18 protein-coding genes are annotated in these 20229 nt (G+C 64.6%); 13 read left to right on the top strand and 5 right to left on the bottom strand.

The genetic code is table 11. The annotated features are described in order from the left end of the window. Positions 1 to 46: 46 nt before the first annotated feature. The 9 genes from GCN78_RS14740 (at position 47) to bla (ending at position 9422) form a co-directional block, all read left to right on the top strand. Positions 47 to 643 (top strand): SCO family protein, encoded by a 597-nt coding sequence (locus GCN78_RS14740; protein ID WP_226939645.1) that lies wholly within the window; start codon positions 47 to 49, stop codon positions 641 to 643. Between the two features lie 18 nt (positions 644 to 661). Further along, positions 662 to 1132: a copper chaperone PCu(A)C gene (locus tag GCN78_RS14735; RefSeq protein ID WP_193316742.1), complete on the top strand. Its 471-nt coding sequence runs from the start codon at positions 662 to 664 to the stop codon at positions 1130 to 1132. A gap of 123 nt (positions 1133 to 1255) precedes the next feature. Beyond that, complete coding sequence (locus tag GCN78_RS14730; protein WP_152252368.1) at positions 1256 to 1930, top strand: CerR family C-terminal domain-containing protein; 675 nt, start codon at positions 1256 to 1258, stop codon at positions 1928 to 1930. Continuing rightward, positions 1927 to 3126 (top strand): multidrug effflux MFS transporter, encoded by a 1200-nt coding sequence (locus tag GCN78_RS14725; protein ID WP_152252367.1) that lies wholly within the window; start codon positions 1927 to 1929, stop codon positions 3124 to 3126. Before GCN78_RS14730 ends, GCN78_RS14725 begins: the two co-directional genes overlap by 4 nt. A gap of 131 nt (positions 3127 to 3257) precedes the next feature. Beyond that, complete coding sequence (locus GCN78_RS14720; protein ID WP_152252366.1) at positions 3258 to 4604, top strand: DUF3422 family protein; 1347 nt, start codon at positions 3258 to 3260, stop codon at positions 4602 to 4604. A gap of 97 nt (positions 4605 to 4701) precedes the next feature. Then, positions 4702 to 6198 (top strand): hypothetical protein, encoded by a 1497-nt coding sequence (locus tag GCN78_RS14715; protein ID WP_152252365.1) that lies wholly within the window; start codon positions 4702 to 4704, stop codon positions 6196 to 6198. Between the two features lie 63 nt (positions 6199 to 6261). Beyond that, positions 6262 to 6654 (top strand): BlaI/MecI/CopY family transcriptional regulator, encoded by a 393-nt coding sequence (locus GCN78_RS14710; RefSeq protein WP_152252364.1) that lies wholly within the window; start codon positions 6262 to 6264, stop codon positions 6652 to 6654. Beyond that, a complete protein-coding gene (locus GCN78_RS14705; RefSeq protein ID WP_152252363.1) occupies positions 6651 to 8414 on the top strand; it encodes a M56 family metallopeptidase in 1764 nt (587 codons plus the stop codon). Before GCN78_RS14710 ends, GCN78_RS14705 begins: the two co-directional genes overlap by 4 nt. Positions 8415 to 8471: 57 nt before the next feature. Next, positions 8472 to 9422 (top strand): subclass B3 metallo-beta-lactamase, encoded by a 951-nt coding sequence (bla, locus tag GCN78_RS14700; protein ID WP_226939644.1) that lies wholly within the window; start codon positions 8472 to 8474, stop codon positions 9420 to 9422. Positions 9423 to 9428: 6 nt separating this feature from the next. Here the strand turns inward: bla and GCN78_RS14695 are convergent, their stop codons facing one another. Both GCN78_RS14695 and GCN78_RS14690 read right to left on the bottom strand, forming a co-directional pair. Next, positions 9429 to 9752 carry a tetratricopeptide repeat protein gene (locus GCN78_RS14695; RefSeq protein ID WP_152252362.1) on the bottom strand — a complete coding sequence of 108 codons (324 nt, stop codon included), beginning with the start codon at positions 9750 to 9752 and terminating at the stop codon, positions 9429 to 9431. A gap of 71 nt (positions 9753 to 9823) precedes the next feature. Further along, complete coding sequence (locus GCN78_RS14690) at positions 9824 to 10810, bottom strand: zinc-dependent alcohol dehydrogenase family protein (protein ID WP_152252361.1); 987 nt, start codon at positions 10808 to 10810, stop codon at positions 9824 to 9826. Between the two features lie 119 nt (positions 10811 to 10929). Between GCN78_RS14690 and GCN78_RS14685 the strand changes: the two genes are divergently transcribed. From GCN78_RS14685 to GCN78_RS14675, 3 genes are all read left to right on the top strand, one after another. Beyond that, complete coding sequence (locus GCN78_RS14685; protein ID WP_152252360.1) at positions 10930 to 11841, top strand: LysR family transcriptional regulator; 912 nt, start codon at positions 10930 to 10932, stop codon at positions 11839 to 11841. A gap of 55 nt (positions 11842 to 11896) precedes the next feature. After that, positions 11897 to 13999 carry a TonB-dependent siderophore receptor gene (locus tag GCN78_RS14680; RefSeq protein ID WP_193316741.1) on the top strand — a complete coding sequence of 701 codons (2103 nt, stop codon included), beginning with the start codon at positions 11897 to 11899 and terminating at the stop codon, positions 13997 to 13999. A gap of 147 nt (positions 14000 to 14146) precedes the next feature. Then, positions 14147 to 15310: a DUF1624 domain-containing protein gene (locus tag GCN78_RS14675; protein ID WP_152252359.1), complete on the top strand. Its 1164-nt coding sequence runs from the start codon at positions 14147 to 14149 to the stop codon at positions 15308 to 15310. 21 nt (positions 15311 to 15331) lie between these two features. Here GCN78_RS14675 and GCN78_RS14670 read toward each other — a convergent pair whose 3' ends face one another. The 3 genes from GCN78_RS14670 to GCN78_RS14660 all read right to left on the bottom strand — a co-directional run bounded on the left by GCN78_RS14670 (position 15332) and on the right by GCN78_RS14660 (position 18802). Continuing rightward, positions 15332 to 17203 carry a transthyretin-like family protein gene (locus GCN78_RS14670; protein ID WP_152252358.1) on the bottom strand — a complete coding sequence of 624 codons (1872 nt, stop codon included), beginning with the start codon at positions 17201 to 17203 and terminating at the stop codon, positions 15332 to 15334. A gap of 106 nt (positions 17204 to 17309) precedes the next feature. Continuing rightward, positions 17310 to 17840, bottom strand: coding sequence for an isochorismatase family protein (locus GCN78_RS14665; protein WP_152252357.1), 531 nt, complete (start codon positions 17838 to 17840; stop codon positions 17310 to 17312). A gap of 44 nt (positions 17841 to 17884) precedes the next feature. Further along, positions 17885 to 18802, bottom strand: a complete 918-nt coding sequence (locus GCN78_RS14660; protein WP_152252356.1) for a LysR family transcriptional regulator — start codon at positions 18800 to 18802, stop codon at positions 17885 to 17887. A 122-nt stretch (positions 18803 to 18924) separates the two neighbouring features. On the opposite strand from GCN78_RS14660, the gene GCN78_RS14655 reads away from it, so the two are divergent. Beyond that, entirely contained in the window at positions 18925 to 20142 is a 1218-nt protein-coding gene (locus GCN78_RS14655) for an ABC transporter substrate-binding protein (RefSeq protein ID WP_152252355.1), read from the top strand. The last annotated feature ends 87 nt before the right edge of the window (positions 20143 to 20229 follow it).

The raw sequence follows: 20229 nt of genomic DNA, 5'->3' as shown, positions 1-20229 counted from the left end.
TTCCACGTCTTAACTGTATCCACTACGCCCATCGGGCCAGAATGCCATGAAACGTCGTCTTTTCCTTCTCGCCGGCACGGCGGGATTGCTTACGCTTGCCGCTTGCGAACCAGCGCCAAAACCCCATTACAACGGCCTCGACTTGACGGGAGGCGATTACAAGCCCGACTTCAAGTTGAGCGGCCCCGACGGCAAGGTGTACACCCTGGCCGACTTCAAGGGCAAGTACGTGATGGTCTTTTTTGGCTTCACGCAATGCCCGGACGTGTGCCCGACAGCCTTGTCGCGCGCGCTGGAAATCCGCCAGAAGCTGGGGCCGGATGCCGACAAACTGCAAGTGATCTTCATCAGCATCGACCCCGAGCGCGACACGCCCGAGTTGCTGGGCGAATACATGCGTGCCTTCGACCCCAGCTTCCTGGGCTTGCGCACGGATCCGAAGGCGACGGCGCAGACGGCCTTCAATTACAAGGTCTTCTACCGCCGCGTGCCGAGCGGCAGTTCGTACACGATGGACCACACGGCCATCAGCTATGTGCTCGACACCGAGGGGCGCATGCGCCTGGGCTTGAAACACCAGTTGACGGGCGACGAGTGCGTGCAAGACATCAAGACCCTGATGCAATCGAAATACACCTTATAACCCTACCGAGGAATGATCATGACCCATCTGAAAACCCTGCTGGCCACGGCCCTGACCGTGCTGTCCTTCTCCGCCGCTGCCCAGACTTCCGTGCAGATCACCGACCCGTGGGTGCGCGCCACCGTGCCCCAGCAAAAAGCCACGGGCGCCTTCATGCAGATCACGGCGCCGAAAGCCATGCGCCTGCTGGAAGTGCGCTCGCCCGTGGCCGGCGTGGCGGAAATCCATGAAATGAGCATGACGGACAATATGATGCGCATGCGCCAGGTCAAGGAAATCGCCTTGCCAGCCGGCAAAGCCGTCGAATTGAAACCGGGCGGCTACCACGTGATGCTGCTGGAACTCAAAGGGCAGGTGAAGGCGGGCGACAAGATTCCGCTGACCCTCGTCGTCGAAGGCGAGGACAAGCGCCGCGAAACGATCGAAGTCAATGCCGTGGCCCGTCCGCTGGGCGCCGCCTCGGCACCGATGCCGGCGATGAAGCACTAAGCTTCCCGCTACACCCGTGAAAAGCCCGGTCCGCCGGGCTTTTTTGCGTCCGCCTGAAAATTAAACAGCTGTTTGATACAATGCCGAAGAATATTAAACGGTTGTTTAAAAGATGGGAATGGCATGAAGCAAGAAAAGGAAAGCGAAAAAGAAAACGAACCGGCGCGCGCGCGCATCCTGCAGGCGGCGGCGGACCTGTTTGCCGACGAGGGCTACAAGCTCGCGTCCGTGCGCAGGATCTGCGAAGCGGCCCACGTCAACGTGGCGATGGTGAATTATTATTTTCACAGCAAGGAAGAGCTGCACCTGGCCGCCTTCGATTACGCGCGTGAGCTGGCGCGCGCCTCGGCCGCCGACGTGGCTGCCGCCAGCGCGCGGGCGCAGTTGCCGCCGGTGGAACAGCTGCGCCTGGCCATCGAGGCGCTCGTCTCCGACATGCTGCGCTCGGGGCCCGCTTCCCTGTTCAGCCGCCTGGTGGCGCGCGAGCTGATCGAGCCGACGGCCGCCATCCACAAGTTGGCCGAACGCAATGTGCGCCCGCAGCACGCCCTGTTTACGGGCTTGATCCGCGGTGTGGTGGGGGAGGCCATGCCGGACGAGGTGGTGCAGAAATGCGTGTTCAGCGTGATCGGCCAGGCCGTGTTCTATGCCCGTTCGCGCATCGTGCATGAACTGGTGGTGCCGGAAATCACCTATGACGAGGCGGGCATCGCCGATATCGCCCGGCATATCGCCGCGTTTTCGCTGGCGGCCCTCGATGGCTTGCGCCGTCAATATGCCACGCAGGCGGGCGCATGAAGGCCCGTAACCTGACCCTGGTGCTGGCCGGGCTGGCCATGCTGGGCCCGTTCGCCACCGATACCTTCCTGCCGTCGTTTCCCGCGATTGGCGCGCATTTCGACGTCAGCAGCGTGCTGGTGCAGCAGACCCTGAGCGTCTACCTGGCCGCCTATGCCTTCATGACCTTGTTCTACGGCACCTTGTCCGACTCGTTTGGCCGCCGTCCCGTGATTCTCGCCTCCTTGCTGATCTTCGCCGTCGGCTCCATCGGCGCAGCGTTCGCGCCCAGCTTTGGCTGGCTGCTGTTCTTCCGCGGCATGCAGGGCGCTTCGGCGGGTGCGGGCCGGGTCATCGGGCAAGCCATCGTGCGCGACAGCCTGTCGGGCGCGGCCGCGCAAAAGATGCTGGCCAATATCATGATGGTGTTCGGTATCGCGCCCGCCATCGCCCCCATCATCGGCGGCTGGCTGCATGTGGCGTATGGCTGGCAATCCACGTTCGTGTTCACCTTTTCCGTCACGGTGCTGCTGTTGCTCGCCTGTCTGAAAGGCTTGCCGGAAAGTTTATCCGTCGAGCAACGCCAACCCTTTCATCCAGGCAACATCGCGCGCAATTACTGGCTGGCCTTGCGCCACCGGGCGTTCCTGCTGCGTTCGCTGGCCGTGGCCTTCGCCTTTGGCGGCTTCGCCCTGTACATCGCCTCGGCCCCGCATTTCATCCTGGAACTGCTGCGCTTGCCGGAAACGGCCTTCGGCTGGATGTTCATCCCCATGGTGGCCGGTCTGGTGCTGGGCTCGGCGCTGTCGGGCAAGCTGGCCCATGTGGTGAAAAGCACCGTGCTGGTGCGCTGGGGCTTGCTGGTCATGGCGGCCACGGGCGCGCTCAACATAGCCTACAACCACTGGTTCGCGGCCAGCATCCCGTTCGCCGTCGTGCCCGTGATGCTGTACGCGTTCGGCATGTCGCTGGCCTTGCCGGGCATGACCATGTCGACGCTCGACATTTTCCCGCGCATGCGGGGCCTGGCCGCGTCCCTGCAAAACTTCGTGCAGATGCTGGTGTTTGCGCTGGTGTCCGGTTTTGTCGCACCGTTGCTGTTCGACAGTGCGTTCAAGCTGGCGCTGGGACAGGCGTCGGCCGTGGCGCTGGCCGCCGCGTTCTGGTGGCTGGGCAGCCGCCAAGGGGAGGGGCAGGATGCGACTGCACTTGCCTAAACGACATGATCGGCCTTGAAAAAAAGTGGCATGCTTCCTGCTTTGTTACACTGTGACAATCAGACCTTCGCCGCGTGCACAGCAGCACGCGCGCGGGTCTAAGCAGTTTTGCAACTTTACCTTTGGCTATCATGCACTTGATTAACTCCAGTTTGAACCACGCCTTGCGCGTGCCGCTGGCCGCGGAAATCCACTCGCGGCCGTTTTTGCAGCTCGACGCCCCCGAGCTGATCACCCATCTGGCCGTGTACAAGGATGACAGCGCGGCGCCGGGCGCGTCGAATATGGCGGCCCAGCACGCCACCCTGGCGGCCCTGTGCACGCATTTCGGCGTCACGCCACCCGCCGCCGAAGCCAAGTATTTTTATTACGACTTTGGCCGCTTCCGCCTGAAATGGGAATGCCACACGGAATTTGCCACGTTCACCTTCGCCGAGCATCCGGGGCAGGCCTTGCCTTTGGCGCAGGCGTTCGAGCGCATGCCGCTGGAGCAATTGCCGCAGCAGTGGCTGGTCGGTTTGAAGGGCAAGCTGATGGTGGCCGCGCACGTGGTGCTGGAGCAGGCATTGGCCCCGGCCGAGATTTTCATGCAAGGCTTGTCGCGCGTGTTCGAAGGCAATACCCTGGCCGGCAGCAAGGTGCTGCAGGGCGGCGAACTGTGGACGGATTTCACCATCCAGTCGGACGGCTTCAGCCGTTTCGTCATCCGCGACGCGGGCATGCGCTCGCAGCAGTCGGGCCGCTTGGTGCAGCGCGTGCTGGAAATCGAAACCTACCGCATGATGGCCTTGTTGGGCTTGCCCTACGCCATGCAGGCGGCGCCTTCGTTGAATGCCATCGAGAATGAGCTGGCGACCCTGGCCGCCGCCATGGTCGACACGGACGACGCGCCGGGCGCCAGCAAGGCGGACGAGGGCGTAGCCGAACAAGCCTTGCTCGACCGCATCACGCGCCTGGCGGCCCGCATTGAAAAGCTGTCGCTCGACAATAGCTACCGCTTTTCCGCCTCGAAAGCCTACATGGGCCTGGTCAAGGCGCGCATCGACGAGTTGCGCGAAGTGCGCATCGAGGGCATCCCCACGGTCGAGGAATTCATGGACCGCCGTTTGACGCCCGCCATGAATACGTGTGAAGCGATGGCCAGCCGCCAGGAAGCGATGGCGCAGCGCATCGCCAACACGAATGACTTGCTGCGCACGCGCGTCGGCATCGTGCAGGAATTGCAGAACCGGCAAATCCTGCAATCGATGAACGCCCGCGCCGCGCAGCAGCTGCGCTTGCAGCAAGCGGTGGAAGGCTTGTCCGTGGCCGCCATTTCGTATTACGTGATCGGCCTGTTCAGCTACACGGGCAAGGCGGCCAAGGTGCTGGGGCTGCCCGTGAATCCGGAAATCCTCGTCGGCGCGCTGGTGCCGTTCGTGGCGGCCGGCGTGTGGCTGGGCCTGCGGCGCATGCACCACAAATTGCACGTGGACTGAGCCGGGTAAACACCCTGGCGGCTCCGGCGGCGCGTACGCCGCGCGCCGCCAATTTTTGCTATCGTGCTGCCCTCACCGTTCGATACAAGGAAATGACGTGCTTGCCAAGGTTGGAGATATTTACAGCGTGTTTTCGTCCAGGCTGCAGCAGTATGTGGCTTGCCAGGTCACCGCCATCGAGGACGACGCTTCGTCCGGCAGGGCGCCGCTGGCCGCCGTCCTGGAGCTGGACTGGGCGGGCGACGCCTTGCCCGATGCGGCGGCCGTGCAATTGATGCGCCCGCTGGTGTGCGATTACTATTTCTGGAACCGCCGCCACGACCACAGTTTCGTCAATGCCAGGGTGCCGCGGGCTTACACCTTGGTGGCCAATATCGCGCCTCTGGTCGATACGCAAGTGAAGAGCTACAGCGGCGGCTGGCACATGGGCGACAGTCTGTATCGGCAGCGCCGCTGGGAGCAGGTCGACCCGGCCAGGCGCCTGCGCTTCAAGGCGGCATCGAGCGAGGAAGTGCGCATAGGCGGCCAGTCCCTGCGCCAGAATACGAGCCGCATCGGCGATGGCGTCCTGCAGGCGCTCGGCGATCTGTCCGAACTGGACCAGCTGCCTTGCCTGACGGCGATTGAGACGCGCGACGGCAGCGCGGCGCTGGCCGCCTATATCAACGGCAACCCGATCATCAGCGAAGTGCAGTGGCAGTCATCGACGGTGAGCGAACTCGACTTGAGCAACAGCAATGTCGGCCGCCTCATCGTGCATGCCGAAGGCTTGCGATCACTGCGCCTGAACGAGGGCTTGAACACCCTGATACTGAATGGCGCACCGTCGCCGTCGCTGCGCATCGACGACCCGCATGCAGGGCGCTTCCTGCGCCTGCAGTGTTGCGGCGCCCTGGCGCCATTCCACGGCCTCGATGAATTGATGCACCTGTCGCTGAGCGCGATGCCGACCGTGGATTTCGACGTGGTGGCGCAGCGTTTTCCCGGGCTGACCGACCTGACCGTCTGGGGCAAGCCGGGGCTGGCGTCGAACGTGGCCAGCATCGCCACATTGGCCCGCCTGCAAGAGTTCACCGCGTATGAACTGTTTGGCTACGGCCCTGACGACTTCCCCACGCCGGCGCAGTTGCCATCCTTGTCCAGCCTGCACCTTGCCAGCCTGCCGGCCGATGCGGCCAAGGCCATCAAGGCCAGCTATAAAAAGGCCGCGGCGCTGGGCTTGAACCTGTCGGTGACGCGGCCGCGCAAGCCCGAGTGGCTGGCGGAAAACCTGGACAACCCGTTCCGCGACTGGGATGGCCGCGAGCACATCTCGGCGGCGTATGCCAGGAAGGCGGCGCAGGCGTATAAAAAACTGCTGGCCACGGCGCGCACCCTTGACGGCGTGAGCGATTCCGAGACTGTGCATGCCATGGCGCAGGAAATGGTCACGGCCTATGTCGCCGTGTTCAACCAGATCGAGCGGCGTTCCAGCATCATCGAAACGGTGGAGCGCGATGAAATCTACGTGGCGCTGGAGCAGGTGCTGACGCAGGCGCAACTGCTCGAGGTAGCGGCGCTGTATGCCTTGTTCGACCGCCTGCGCGATTTCTAGTCGCCTCCACATTCTAGAAAAAAAGTTCTAGACATGGCGTTCTAGAATCGGTATTCTAGCGGCATGCTGAAAAATACCTCCACTCCCCATCCCACGGCCGCCGAACTGGACCTGCTGCGCATCCTGTGGCAGCGCGGTCCGTCCGACGCGCGCGCCGTGTATGACGCCCTGGCCGCGGAACGCGCCGACGCCAGCTACGCCACCGTGCTGCGCCAGTTGCAACTGATGCATGGCAAGGGACTCCTGAGCCGTGATGAAAGCCAACGGCCGCAGCTGTATGCGGCCGTCGAAGCGCAGGAAAAATTGCAGACCAGCTTGCTCAAGGACTTGATCGGCAAGGTGTTTTCCGGTTCCGGCAAGGCGCTCGTGCTGACGGCGCTGCGCGAGCACGTGAGCGACGCGGAACGCCTGGAAATTGAAAAAATCCTGCGCAGCAAGGACGGCAAGGCGCCATGAACCTGGACCTGCGCTTGGGCATCGATCTGGGCAACCTCGTCCCGGCCCTGGGCTGGGTCCTGCTGTATTTTGTCTGGCAGGGCGTGATCGTCGGCGCCGTGTCCGCCGTCCTGCTGCGGCTGCTGCGCCACGCCAGCGCGCGCTGGCGCTATGCCGTCTGCGCGCTGGCGCTGTTGCTGTGCCTGTGTATCCCCGCCATCCACCTGCTGTCGCTGCTGTCGGGCGTCTCGCCGGCCCGGCTGGCGCTGGACGCGCCGCCCGCCTGGCGCGCCGCGCTGCAAGCGTGGATGCCGGCCCTGGTGCTGGCCTGGAGCGCCGGTGTCGGCCTGATGAGCTTGCGCCTGTGCCTGGGCCTGGCCTGGGTCGGCAAGCTGCGCCGTCAGGCAGTGGCCGCGCCGGCCATCTGGCAGGCGCGTCTCGATGCGCTGGCCTTGCGCATGGGCTTGCGCCGCAGAGGCCAGATTCCGCTGAAACTGCATGCGGGACTGGCCAGTCCCGTCACCGTGGGTTTCTGGCGCCCCGTCATCCTGCTGCCGGCCGCCTTGTTGAGCGGCATGCCCGTCGCCTTGCTCGAAGCGCTGCTGGCGCATGAGCTGGCGCACGTGCGGCGCTGGGATTACCTGGTCAACCTGTTGCAAAGCGTGGCCGAGGCGCTGCTGTTCTTTCACCCTGTCGTCTGGTGGCTGTCGGCGCGCATGCGGGCCGAGCGGGAACAGGTGGCCGACGCCCTGGCCGCGCAAGCGCTGCAAGACCCGCAGCAGCTGGCCACGGCGCTGCATGCCTTGTCCCTGCACACGGCCGCGCCGCAGCATGGCGGCCTGCTGATGTCGGCAAGGGGCGGGGCCTTGCTGACGCGAATCGAACGCCTGATGGCGCCCGGGCTTGATACGGCCGGCTGGAAACTGGCCGTGCCCGCCTTGCTGCTGGCCTGCGCCACCTTGCTGCTGCAGACGCAGGGCAAGCCTGCCGTCAACGGGGCGACCCTGGCCGAGGCCGCCGCCGGCATGCTGGCCTTGCCCGTCAGCGCGAAGCACATGCTGGTGTTCGATGACGCCAGCGGCAAGGTGCTGATGGCGAAGGATGCGGACGCCGTCGTGCCCATCGCCTCGATCACCAAGCTGATGACGGCCATGGTGGTGCTGGACGCGGGTCTCGACCCGAATGAGCAGCTGCGCATCGTGCGCGCCGATGGCGGCTCGTCCTCGCAGCGCCACAGCCTGCTGGCCGAGGGTGTGGCCGTGTCGCGCGGCGCGCTGTTGCAACTGGCGCTGTTGCCGTCCGAGAACCGCGCCGCCGCCGCGCTGGCGCGCACCTATCCCGGTGGCAACGCAGCGTTTCATCAAGCCTTGCAAGCGAAGATACGCAGCCTGGGCTTGACGCGCACCACCCTGACGGACCCGGTCGGCAGTTCGCCCGCGAATACGTCGACGGCCAGCGAGGTGGCGAAGATCGTTGCGGCCGCCGCGCGCTACCCGGACATCGCGCGCATCACCAGCCACCCGCAAGCGAGCGTGGCCGTCAATGGCAAGGCGCGCACCTTGCACAACACCAACCCGCTGGTGGGCGGCAAGGGCTGGGACATTCTGCTGTCCAAGACGGGCAGCAGCCACGAGGCGGGCAGCTGCCTGAGCATGCGCATGCGCAGCGGCGGCAAGCACGTCACCGTGGTGCTGCTGGACGCCGATGGCGCGCAGCGGCGCTCGCTCGACGCCGGACACATCCGCGACACCCTGGCCGACAGGACCGGCCGCATGCATTGATACCCCCCTGGGCGCGCCACCGCGCGTGCCCTTCTTTTTGACACTCTGGAGATGAAGATGACACTATTGGCGAAGTTGATGCTGGCTACGGTTGCGACCATGGCGGCTGGCACGGTGCAGGCGAAGACGCCCGCACCGGTGCAGGATAAACCTGTTAATTGTGATAGTTGCAAGGAATGGAACGCGCCCGTCAAGCCGTTCAATGTCTTTGGCAATACCTGGTACGTGGGCACGGCCGGCCTGTCCGCCGTGCTGGTGACGAGTCCGCAGGGCCATATCCTGCTCGACGGCGCGCTGCCGCAATCGGCGCCCCTGATCATCGCGAGTATCCAGGCGCTGGGCTTTCGCATCGAGGACGTGAAATATATCCTCAATTCGCACGCCCATTGGGACCATGCGGGCGGCATTGCCGCGCTGCAACGGGCCAGTGGCGCCACCGTGATGGCCAGCGCCTCGGGCGCCCTTGGCCTGCAAAGCGGCACGAACGGCAAGGACGATCCGCAGTACCAGGCCAATCCCGTCGTGCACGTCGCCAAGGTGCGCAAGGTCAGCCTGGTGGGCGAGGGCGATACCGTCAAGGTGGGACCGTTGACCTTGACTGCCCACATGACGCCGGGCCACACGCCAGGCGGCACGACGTGGACGTGGACCTCGTGCGAAGGCGAGCGCTGCCTGGACGTCGTGTATGCGGACAGCCTGAACCCGTATGCCAGCGGCAATTTTACTTACACCGGCAAGGGTGGCACACCGGACATTTCAGCTTCGTTCGAAGCGAGCATCGCCAAGGTGGCCGCCTTGCCATGCGACATCATCATCCCCGTGCATCCGGGCACGACGGACGTGCTGGGCAAGGCCGCCAGGCGCAACGGCGCGGACAATCCCCTGATCGACGCCGGCGCCTGCCGCGCCTATGCGGCCGAAGCGGGCGGCTTGCTGGCCAAGCGCCTGGCGAAGGAACGGGGCGAAGCGTTGCCTCTTGAGGCCAAGGGCGCGGCGCACGCGCACTAAATCGTTTTAACCTGTCGCCTGCTGCTGTTTTTGCAGGCGTTTCAGGAACACCGTCATTTCCTTGACGGCTTGCAGGTCGCCTTGCTGCCGGGCCACGGTCACGCCCGTCGTCCAGGCGGCTTGCGCTGCATCCAGGCGGCCCAGCTGCTGCAAGGCCTTGCCCAGCAGTTTCCACGCGGCGGAATAGCCGGGCTGCTGCGTGGTGGCTTGCGCCAGGTGGACGGCGGCTTGCTCGGCGTCATGCTCTTTCAGGCAGGCATCTCCCAGGCCAAAGCGCAGCAGGGCGTTGTCGCGTCCCTGCGCCAGCAGTTTTTCCAGATTTTCACGCATGCTCGGCCTCATCAATATGCAAGTTAATGCTTGCATATTAGCGTTTCCGCCGACAAGTCACAAGCCGGCGTTCAGTCGGCCACCTCCACCACCAGCTTGCCGCGCGCGCTGCCGTCGATTTGCGCCGCATGCGCATCGTGCGCCGTGCGCAGGGTAAAGCGGCGTGGATCGAGCCGCACCTGCAGCTTGCCCGCCTCTATTAACTTGTTCGCTTCGCGCAGAATCGCGCCATGGCGCGCGTGGCCGTGGCCGCTCAGCAGGGGCAGCAGGGTGAACACGCCGGAATAGCTCGCCGCGCGCGCCGTCAGCGGACTCAGCGCGAACGTGCCCCAGCCCAGGCAGCTGACGACGTGGCCGCCGTAGAGGCGCGCCGCCTGGAAGCTGGCGTCCAGGGTGGCGCCGCCCACCGTATCGTAGACGATGTCGAAGCCGGCGCCGCCCGTGTGTTCGGCCACGTAGTCGTTCACCGTGCTGGTGCGGTAATCGATGAAACGGGCGCCCAGCGCTTCGATGGCGGCGCGGCTGGCGGCGCTGCCCGTGGCGAACACCCTGGCGCCAAGGGCGACGGCAAGCTGCACGGCCATGTGGCCCACGCCGCCCGCGCCGCCATGCACGAGCACGGTGTCGCCCGCCTGCACGCGGGCACGATCGACCAGCCCTTCCCAGGCCGAGATGAAGACGAGGGGCAGGGCGGCCGCTTCGCGCAGGCTCAGCGCCGGCGGCACGGACGCCAGCAGCGCTGCGTCGAAGACGCCGTACTCGGCCAGCGAGCCCTGGATGCCGGCTATGCCGCCCGCCATGCCATACACTCTTTCGCCTACGTGAAAAGTCGTCACGCCATCGCCCACGGCCGCCACCGTGCCGGCCACGTCGATGCCGAGGATGGCGGGCAGGCGGGGCCGGGCGTGCGGGGCGGCGCCGGCGGCGATCTTCGTGTCGAGCGGATTGACGCCGCTGGCGGCGATGCGCACGAGGACTTGCCCGGGGCCGGGCTGCGGCACGGGCAGGTGCTCGATGGTCATGGGAACGGAAAAGCGGGTGAGGACGAGGGCTTGCATGGGATTCTCCTGTGGTGGATGCCCCAGTCTAGGCGGCGACGGCACAAAGAAAAACGGGGCGTGGCCCGATGCACTATTTCAGTATCGTGGATAATCATTGGAAAACAGGAGAGAAATACATGGACAGGCTGGAAGCAATGCACGTGTTTTGCGCCGTGGTCGAGGCGGGCGGTTTCAGCAAGGCGGCGCAGCGTCTGGGCATCTCGACCTCGTCCGTGACGAACCAGGTGGCGGCGCTGGAAAAACACTTCGGCGTGCGGCTCTTGCAGCGGACCACGCGCAGCATGTCGCTGACGGCCGAAGGCCGGCACTGCCATGCGCAGGCGCGCCAGGTGCTGGCCGACATGGCGGCGCTGGAAGCCAGTCTGGAACAGGCGGCCGGGAAACCCTCGGGCAGCTTGCGCGTGGACATGCCCAGCAGCATCAGCCGCAACCTGGTGGCGCCCGCCTTGCCCCGCTTTACCGCCGCCTATCCCGACATTTCCCTGCGCCTGACGGTCAGCGACCGCCTGGTCGACATGGTGGAAGAGGGGATCGACGTACTGCTGCGCATCGGCGAACCGCAGGACTCATCGCTGGTGGCGCGCAGCCTGCTCCACATGGATTACCTGTGCTGCGCCTCGCCCGACTTTGTCGCCCGGTATGGCATGCCGTCATCGCCGCAGGAACTGGAGCAATTCGCCTGCCTGCATTTCCTGTATCCGAAAGCGCGCCAGGTGCGGCCGTGGCTGTTCCAGGACGGGGATGCGGGCGAACCCTATGCGCACACGCCGCCGGCCGCCCTGGCCTTCGACCACATCGAATCGATGATCGCCGCCGCCCAGGCCGGGTGCGGCATCGTGCAGGCGCTGTCCGTTTCCGTGTTGCAGCCGCTGCGCGAGGGTACGCTGGTGCCCGTGCTGCCAGCGTTCCGCACGCGGGGACCGGACCTGTGGGCGCTGTTCCATCCGCGCCAGCTGCGCGCGGCCAAGGTGCAGGTGTTCGTGGAGTTTTTGGCGCAGATTGTTGCTGAGGGCTTTAATGAGAATTGATTATCAATTATAATGCAAGCCTATTGCATTGATTTGCGCCCTCGTCAGGAATTCCATGTCCGTGTCCTACCGCCGCCCCGTGGCGCTCTTGCTGGCCGCCGCCAGTCCCCTGGCGCTGGCCTTCGATCCTGCCGCCGACCAGCCCGACGCGCACGACGTCGTCACCGTCAAGGCCGAACGCCAGCATTACCGCAGCCTGTCCGCCACGGGCGCCACCAAGACGGATGCCTTGCTGATGGATTTGCCGCAAAGCGTGCGCGTGCTTACTAGCGACCTGCTGCGCGATGCGGGCGTGACGACACTGGCCGGCGCGCTGGACCTGGCCAGCGGCATCGCCAAGCAAAGTCCGCTGGGCGGGCTGTGGGACAGCTACGCCATGCGCGGCTTCACGGGCGATCCGAACTTCGGTTCCGACTACATGGTCAACGGTTTCAGTTCCAGCCGCGGCTACAACGGCATGCGCGACGGCGGCAATACGCAGAACGTGGAAGTGCTGAAAGGCCCCGCATCGGCGCTGTACGGCCGGGGCGAGCCGGGCGGCACGGTGAACATCACGACGAAAAAGCCGAAGTTCGCGCCCGAAGTCAGCGCCGACCTGTCCTTGGGCAGTTTCCAGACGCGCCGCGCTGCCGTGGATGTGACGGGACCGTTGAGCGATACCGTCGCCTACCGCCTGAACGCGGCGCATGAAGCAGGGTACAGCTTCCGCGATACCGTGAAGGTCGAACGCAGCCTGTTTTCGCCTTCGTTTCTCTGGCTGGCGGGCGAGCATACGACCGTGTCGTATGAAATCGAAGCCGTGCGCCAGCGCGCGCCGTTCGACCGGGGTGTGGTGGCCGTCAATGGCCAGCTGGGTCTTGTCCCTGTCACCCGCTTCCTGGGCGAACCGGATGACGGTCCCATGACGGTCAAGTCGCTGGGACAGCAACTGTTCATCCACCACGCGCTGTCCGACGATTGGTCGGTGCAGGCGGGCGCGTCCTACCGCGACAGCGAATTGAGCGGCTATTCGACCGAGGCGAACAAGCTGCTGGCCGATGGCCGCACCCTGAACCGCCAGCGCCGCCACCGCGATTTTTCCGCCACCGACGTCTCGGCCCGTGTCGAAGTGCTGGGCAAGTTCAGGACGGGCGCGCTGGCGCACGAGGTGCTGGCCGGTATCGACGCCTATCACTTCGACGACCACCGCGTGCAGTTGCGCCGCAATCCGTCCGCTGGCAATCCATATGCCATCGATATTTATGCGCCCGTGTACGGCGGCAAGGCCGCTCCGCTGGCCCTGTCCATCGACACGCAGGAAGGGCAACGGGCGCGTGGCCTGTATGCGCAGGATCAAATCGACTTGGGCGCGCAATGGAAGGCGCTGGTCGGCGTGCGCCACGATACGTACACGCAGGACGTGACGAACCGGCGCCTGAACGTGAGCAACCGCCAGTCGCTGTCGGCCACCAGTCCCCGCGCGGGCCTCGTCTACCAGCCGTCGAAGGCATGGTCGCTGTATGCGAGCGCGGCCAAGGGCTTCCGCCCCAACAGCGGCATCAGCCTCGCCAACCAGGCTTTCCCGGCCGAGCGCAGCCGCTCGTATGAGCTGGGCGCGAAGCTGGAAACGGGCAAGCTGACGGGCACCGTTGCCGTGTACGACATCCGCAAGCGCAATGTGCTGACGACCAATCCCGCCAACACGGACTTCGCCATCGCGGCGGGCGAGGTGGGCAGCCGAGGCCTGGAGCTCGACGTGTCGGGTGAAGTGGCGCGCGGCTTGCGCGTCTCGGGCGCCTATGCTTATACGGACGCCACCGTCACGCGCGGCGACAATACGATCGTGACGGGCAGCCGCTTCGCCAACGTGCCGCGCCACAGCGCCAATGTACTCGCCACGCAGCAATTCGCGCTGGCCACGGGCACGGCCAGCGTGGGCGGCGGCGTGCAATACGTGGGCGAGCGCCTGGGCGACGTCGCCGTCAGCAGCAGCTTTACCTTGCCGGCCTACACGACGGCCAAGCTGCTGGCGTCCTACTCTCCGAATGCGAAACTGCGCCTGGCCCTGAACGTGGAAAACCTGTTCAACCGCAGCTACTATGCGAGTTCCTATAGCCCCTTGTGGGTGGCGCCGGGGGCCGAGCGCACGGTGACCCTGAATGCACATTACAGGTTTTGATGTATTCACCCAACAGCAAAATGCCGGGGTCAGTTCCTTTGGAATCGGAATGCGCCCCACTGGGGCGTATTCCCCCGGCGGGTCCGACCCCAGTTTCTGCCGTTGGGGTACGCACGCTACTCTTACCCTTCTATTTAAAATGAATAAATGACTGCCTCCCTGACTTCCCCCGCCACCCTGCGCGCCCGCATCGCCGTCATCGACGTACTGCGCGGCCTCGTCATGCTGATCATGCTGTTCGATCATGTGCGCGAAACGGTCTTTTTACACCATCAGGTGAGCGACCCCATGGATGCGGCCGGCGTCGATCCTGCCCTGTTCTTTACCCGCCTGGCCGCCCACGTGTGCGCGCCCATGTTCGTTTTCCTGACAGGCTTGTCGGCCTGGCTGTACGCGCATCCGGCCGGCGGTCCGCGCAGCGCCGCGGGTTTCTTGTTCAAACGGGGTTTGTTGCTGGTCGTGCTGGAACTGGTGTTCGTCAATTTCGCGTGGAGCGGGGCGTTTCCGCCGGCCGTGCTGTATTTGCAGGTGATCTGGGTCATCGGCCTGGCCATGATGGCGCTGGCCGTGCTGCATAAGCTGCCGTTGAAAGTGCTGGTCGTGCTCGGCGTGGCGATTGTCGCGGGCCAGCATCTGTTGACCGGCGTGCGCGCGCAAGAGGGCAGCTTTGCCTATTATCTGCTGACGTTGCTGCTGCAACGGGGCTACCTGGTGGCCGACGGCGCCATGAAAATCAAGGTCAGCTACCCGCTGCTGCCGTGGATAGGCGTGATCGTGCTCGGCTATGCGGCCGGGCCCCTGTATGCGCGCAGCCGTTCGCCGGAGGGACGGCGTCGCCTGTTGCTGGCGCTGGGTGTCGGCAGCTTGCTGCTGCTGGCGGTGCTGCGCGGCTTCAATATCTACGGCGAAACCATGCCGTGGGTGGCCGGCGACACGGCCCTGCGCACGGTCATGAGCGTGCTGAACTTCACCAAGTATCCGCCGTCGCTGGATTTTCTCCTGTTCACCCTGGGCCTGGGCTTGCTGGGCCTGGCCTGGCTGGAAAGCGTCGATAACTGGTTCACGCGCGCTTGCGCCACCTTTGGCGGCGCGCCGATGTTTTACTATCTGCTGCACCTATATTTGCTGCTGGTGATCGGCATCACCCTGACGGCGGTGCTGGGCGCCAACCATGGCACCCGCTACGGCGTCGAACATATCTGGCAAGTGTGGCTGATCGCGCTGGCCCTGATGCCCGTGCTGTACTTTCCCTGCCGCGCGTTCGCCCAGTACAAGCGCACGTCGCGGCAGGCGTGGGTACGTTATTTCTGAATGACGCTTGCTTGCCAACGCCTACTTGCAGTACAACCTGTCGATGCTGTGGCTGGACGCCAGGTAATGCCGCGTCTGCCACCCGATGGCCACGCGGTAGGCGCACGGCGGGTCGAGCGCCACATTGACGGGAAAGCCGCCATTGTTGCCCGATAAATGCGGCCCGCCCGCACCGCCGCGGAACAGGTAGTTGCTCGGTGGCGGCGGTGGCGTGAAGCTGGCGGCAGGCAGCGGTGGCGGCGGGTGCTGGATGCCGTTGTTGTTGGAAATCGTGATATTGAAGAAGCGCAGATGCGGATGGTCGATCGTGTACAGGATATGCACGAGGCCGCCCGAGACTGGATTGCAGGCATTGCTGCGCAATTCTTCCAGGTCCAGCGCCACGATGACGGGCGAGTTGTCGAAGACGATGGAGTCGAGGCCGTCCGTGGCCACCAGCGCCAGGGTATTGCCATCGCGCACTTCGAAGCCCAGGCGGTAGCGGCGTATCGGTTCGCTTTCGGTCGTCGTCAGGCCGCGGCCCGCGTCGAGTATCGGCAAGCCGCCGGGCAACTTGGCCGGATGCAGGCTGGTGATGGCGGGCGTATTCACGGTCAGCAAGTCGAAGGTGCGCAGGAAGATATTCTGCTGCACGATGACGATGGCCGTCGTGCCGTCGCGCATGTCCACCGTGACTTGCTTGCCATCGACCCGTATCCAGCCGCCCGGTTTCAAGTCGCCCGCGTCGATGATGACGGGCGCCGAGTCGGCCAGGCCCAGCCCGTTCGTATAAAACACGTAGCCGACGTGCGTGCCCAGCACTTGCGTGAGCGGCGCCAGGCTGGCGGGCGCCACCGTGGGGATGGCTGTCGGGTCGTCGCTGCCGCCCGGCCATGTCCATTCGCCGATGAGAAAGCGGTATTCGAGCGGATTGGCGGGAATGGCGCTGTTGCGCAGCGGGCAATTGCCTTTCAAGGTGACGCCACCGGCGAACACATACGAGGCGGCCGCGCCGCCCGCATAGCCTTGCGCGGAAAAGCCGGCCAGCGAGGGAAACGGGTGGATGTCGAAGATTTCCACCTGCTGCCAGTGGGGCACGCCTTCCACGTCGGGCGGCAGGACGTCTTTCGAGCACAATTCCACGCAGAAACAGTGGCCCACGTTTTCGCGGCCCGGCTGGCGGCCGTTGGCCTGGGTTTCCGACAGGATGGTGACGCTGCCCAGCTGGGCCGTGAAATATACGTCGGGGCCGCTGGTGAATTCCACGTTGATGAACGGTGAAAACGGCGTGAGCGTGAAGTCGGACGTCAGGTAATCGATGCGGAAGCGCCCGCCGGCGTCCGTCACCGCCACGCCCAGCGCATCGTCCTGCAGCCAGTCGGCGTCGAACGCGCGCACGGTGGCGCCGGCGATCGGCGTGTGCGGTGACTCGCAGGTGCGCAGCCGGCCGCAGATGGTCCAGGCGCCGAAACGGGCGCGCACCAGGCACCAGAAGCGTTGCGGCAGGCAGTAATCCCAGATGGCGAGGAAATCGTTGTCGACCTGGCGCCAGCGGGGCTGGATGGTGGTGATGGAAAACTGCAACGGCACGGGGTCTTTCGGCCCCGGTTTCAAATGCGGCACGGTGGGGCACAGGATATCGACTTCGACGGCCTCGCCCCGATAATCATCTTCCAGGGTAAAACTGTAGTTGCCATCGTCATCCGTGCGCGCCTCGGCCAGCAGGAAGGGCGCTTTCGCCTGCACTTCCTCGTCCGTGAGGATGGCGAAGGTTTCCTTGGCGCTGGCCACGGCCAGGGCAGTGACGTTTTGCGACTCGCGTGGCCGGTACAGGCGCACGAGGACGTGGGATAAGGCTTCAGGACACTCGGCACAGATCAAGCCGCACAGCTTGCCCCGCAGGATATAGGCCATGATGGCTCCCTTGCTGATGTGGACGGCGCACCGCTCGGAATGGCGGCGCTGTTACCAAGCTAGCAAATGGGCGGCCGACAGGATTGATCTGGCTTAAACCTGCTTTCTATTTAATCAGCGCCAATACTTCGCGGAAACGCGGATGCTTGCAGTCGCGCAACCACTCAAAGGCCAGCATCTCCACCGTCACCAGATGGGCGCCCAGCTTGTCCAGGCGGGCCAGCGCCGCATCGCGGCTGGCCGCCTGGCGCGAGCCGACGGCGTCGATGGCGATGATGACCTCGTAGTCCAGCTGCAGCAAGCCGATGGCCGTCTGCAGCATGCACACATGGGCTTCGCAACCGGTGACGAGGATCTGCCTGCGCCCAGGCGGCAAGATCTCCTGCAAGCCGTCAAAACAGGCACCGAAATGCGTCTTGTGCAGGGTCCGTTCGCACAGGGCGGCGATCTCTTCCACGTTCGGCCCCAGTCCCTGGCGGTTCTGTTCCGTGCCCAGTACGGGCACGTCGAGCAGCCGCGCGATCCTGGCCAGGCGCAGGTTCTGTGCCAGCACCAGGCCGGCATCGTGGATGGCCGGCATCAAGCGGCCTTGCAGGTCGACAATGACCAGTACGGCCTGGCTTGCATCCATCAGCATGGCATTCTCCTTTAATTAGTCTGTGGCGACAGTGTAGCGCGCAGTCAGCTTGGCCAGCTGGGCACGGCCGTTTCGCCCATCAGGTAGGCGTGATTGACGTCGATGGCGGCGCGCAGGTAATTCCACAAGGCGCTGACCCGGGCGATGTTGCGCCGCTCGCTGGGCGAGATCATCCAGAAGGCGCGGGTCAGGTCGATCTCGCCGTCGAGCACGGGCACCAGTTCGTTCGACTGCTGCGCCACGAAGCAGGGCAGGATGGCCGGCGCCTGGCCCGCGCGCGCCGCGTGGTACTGGGCGATCACGCTGGTGCTGCGAAACGCGCGCAGCGAGTCGGGCGCCACGTTGTCCATGTAGCGCAGTTCCGAACTGAAGACCAGGTCGTCCACGTAGCCGATGATCGGATGCTGCGCCAGCTGCGCCACGCTGGTGATGGGCGCGTGGCGCGCCAGATAGCCTGGCGTGGCGTACAGCTTCAGCCGGTAGTCGGACAGCTTCGTCACGACATACGGTCCGGACAGGGGACGCTCGATGGAAATGGCCACGTCCGCCTCGCGCTTGGACAGGCTGACGAAACGGGGCACGGCGATCAGGTCCACGCTGATGTGCGGGTAGCGTCCGCAAAACTGCGCCAGGTGCGGCGCCAGCACGATGGCGCCGAAGCCCTCGGTGGCGCCCAGACGCACCTGGCCCGACAGCAGCCGGTTGTGTTCGCCCAGCTCCTCGGTGGCGGCAAACACCGTGCTTTCCATCGTTTCCGCGTATTCCATCAGGCGGTGGCCCTCGGGCGTCAGCTGGTAACCGACGTAATTGCGGTCGAACAGCTGCGTGCCCACTTGCTCCTCGAACTTGCGCATGCGCCGCGACACGGTGGAATGGTCGATGCCCAGCTTTTTCGCTGCATCGACGAGGCCGGCGCTGCGCGTCAGTTCCAGGAAGACCCGTACATTGTCCCAATCGAGCACTTTGTTCTCCTTGTGCATTTATGCAAAGGAATTATGCATTAATTTCACTTGAGTGCATATTTTTACACATGCAGAATGCAGATATACATATAAGAAAAACCCTCACCCCTCAGGAGACACGCATGAAAAAAACCGTTCTGGCCATGGGCGCGCTGGCGCTCACCCTTTCCTTTGGCGGCGCGCATGCGCAGATTTCCGATGGCGTCGTCAAGGTCGGCATCCTGACCGACATGTCCGGCCCGTATTCGGCCATGGGCGGGCGCGGCTCCGTCGTCGCCAGCCAGATGGCCGTCGAGGATTGTTTAAAAGCCGAATGCAAGGGCATGAAGATCGAAATCCTCTCGGCCGACCACTTGAACAAGGCCGACATCGCAGCCTCCAAGGCGCGCGAATGGATAGACCGCGACAAGGTCGACGCCATCGCCGATCTGACCAATTCCTCGGTGGCCCTGTCCGTGCAAAAGCTGATGAAAGAGAAGGGCGGCATCGCCATGTTCAGCGGCCCCGCCACGGGGCGCCTGACGAACGAGGATTGCTCGCCGAACGGCTTCCACTGGATGTTCGACACGTATTCGCAGGCGGCCGGCACGGCGGCGGCGCTGACCAAGCTGGGGCAAAAGTCCTGGTACTTCGTCACCGTCGATTATGCGTTCGGCCATTCGCTGGAAAAGGATGCCAGCGAAGTCGTCAAGCGCAATGGCGGCACCGTGCTGGGCGCCGTGCGCCATCCGCTCAACGCGTCGGATTTCTCGTCCTTCCTGGTGCAGGCGCAAGGCTCAAAAGCGCAGGTGATCGGCCTGGCCAACGGCGGCGCCGACACGGTCTCCGCCATCAAGCAGGCGCGCGAATTCCGTATCGGCAGCGGCAAGGACCAGCGTCTGGCCGCCTTGCTGGTGTTCCTCTCCGACGTGCACGCGCTGGGACTGGAAACGGCGCAGGGCCTCGTCTACGCTGACGGCTTTTACTGGGATTTCGATGACCGCAGCCGCGCCTTCGCCAAGCGCTTCGAGGCGCTCAACAAGGGCGCCAAGCCGACCATGGTGCAGGCGGGCGTGTATTCCAGCGTCTACCACTACCTGAAATCGGTGGCGGCGGCCAAGAGCGACGACTCGAAGGTCGTCGCCCAGAAGATGCGCGAGCTGCCCATCAAGGATGCCGTCATGAACAATGCCTCGATCCGCCCCGACGGCCGCGTGATCCACGACATGTACCTGGTGCAGGTCAAAACCCCGGCCGAATCGAAGGGCGCGTGGGATTACCTGAAAGTCCTGTCCACCATCCCCGCCGACCAGGCGTTCAAGCCCATGGATGCGGCGGCGTGCAACCTGGTCAAGAAATAATTCAAGATAAACCCGAAGGGCAAATACTGGGGTCGGACCCTCAGGGTCCGACCCCGGCAGTTTCGACTTTGGGGTGAATTCAACCAA

This window comes from Janthinobacterium rivuli, assembly GCF_009208735.1.
Classification (GTDB): domain Bacteria; phylum Pseudomonadota; class Gammaproteobacteria; order Burkholderiales; family Burkholderiaceae_D; genus Janthinobacterium.
Note: the sequence above shows the minus strand (reverse complement) of the source record. Positions and strands in the feature narration are given on the sequence as shown.

Coding starts and splice junctions, on each gene's coding strand:
- GCN78_RS14720 (WP_152252366.1), top strand. CDS start 3,258: ATGCACTTGATTAACTCCAGTTTGAACCACGCCTTGCGCGTGCCGCTG.
- GCN78_RS14705 (WP_152252363.1), top strand. CDS start 6,651: ATGAACCTGGACCTGCGCTTGGGCATCGATCTGGGCAACCTCGTCCCG.
- GCN78_RS14740 (WP_226939645.1), top strand. CDS start 47: ATGAAACGTCGTCTTTTCCTTCTCGCCGGCACGGCGGGATTGCTTACG.
- GCN78_RS14735 (WP_193316742.1), top strand. CDS start 662: ATGACCCATCTGAAAACCCTGCTGGCCACGGCCCTGACCGTGCTGTCC.
- GCN78_RS14655 (WP_152252355.1), top strand. CDS start 18,925: ATGAAAAAAACCGTTCTGGCCATGGGCGCGCTGGCGCTCACCCTTTCC.
- GCN78_RS14665 (WP_152252357.1), bottom strand. CDS start 17,840: ATGCTGATGGATGCAAGCCAGGCCGTACTGGTCATTGTCGACCTGCAA.
- GCN78_RS14685 (WP_152252360.1), top strand. CDS start 10,930: ATGGACAGGCTGGAAGCAATGCACGTGTTTTGCGCCGTGGTCGAGGCG.
- GCN78_RS14670 (WP_152252358.1), bottom strand. CDS start 17,203: ATGGCCTATATCCTGCGGGGCAAGCTGTGCGGCTTGATCTGTGCCGAG.
- GCN78_RS14695 (WP_152252362.1), bottom strand. CDS start 9,752: ATGCGTGAAAATCTGGAAAAACTGCTGGCGCAGGGACGCGACAACGCC.
- GCN78_RS14690 (WP_152252361.1), bottom strand. CDS start 10,810: ATGCAAGCCCTCGTCCTCACCCGCTTTTCCGTTCCCATGACCATCGAG.
- GCN78_RS14675 (WP_152252359.1), top strand. CDS start 14,147: ATGACTGCCTCCCTGACTTCCCCCGCCACCCTGCGCGCCCGCATCGCC.
- GCN78_RS14725 (WP_152252367.1), top strand. CDS start 1,927: ATGAAGGCCCGTAACCTGACCCTGGTGCTGGCCGGGCTGGCCATGCTG.
- GCN78_RS14680 (WP_193316741.1), top strand. CDS start 11,897: ATGTCCGTGTCCTACCGCCGCCCCGTGGCGCTCTTGCTGGCCGCCGCC.
- GCN78_RS14730 (WP_152252368.1), top strand. CDS start 1,256: ATGAAGCAAGAAAAGGAAAGCGAAAAAGAAAACGAACCGGCGCGCGCG.
- GCN78_RS14710 (WP_152252364.1), top strand. CDS start 6,262: ATGCTGAAAAATACCTCCACTCCCCATCCCACGGCCGCCGAACTGGAC.
- bla (WP_226939644.1), top strand. CDS start 8,472: ATGACACTATTGGCGAAGTTGATGCTGGCTACGGTTGCGACCATGGCG.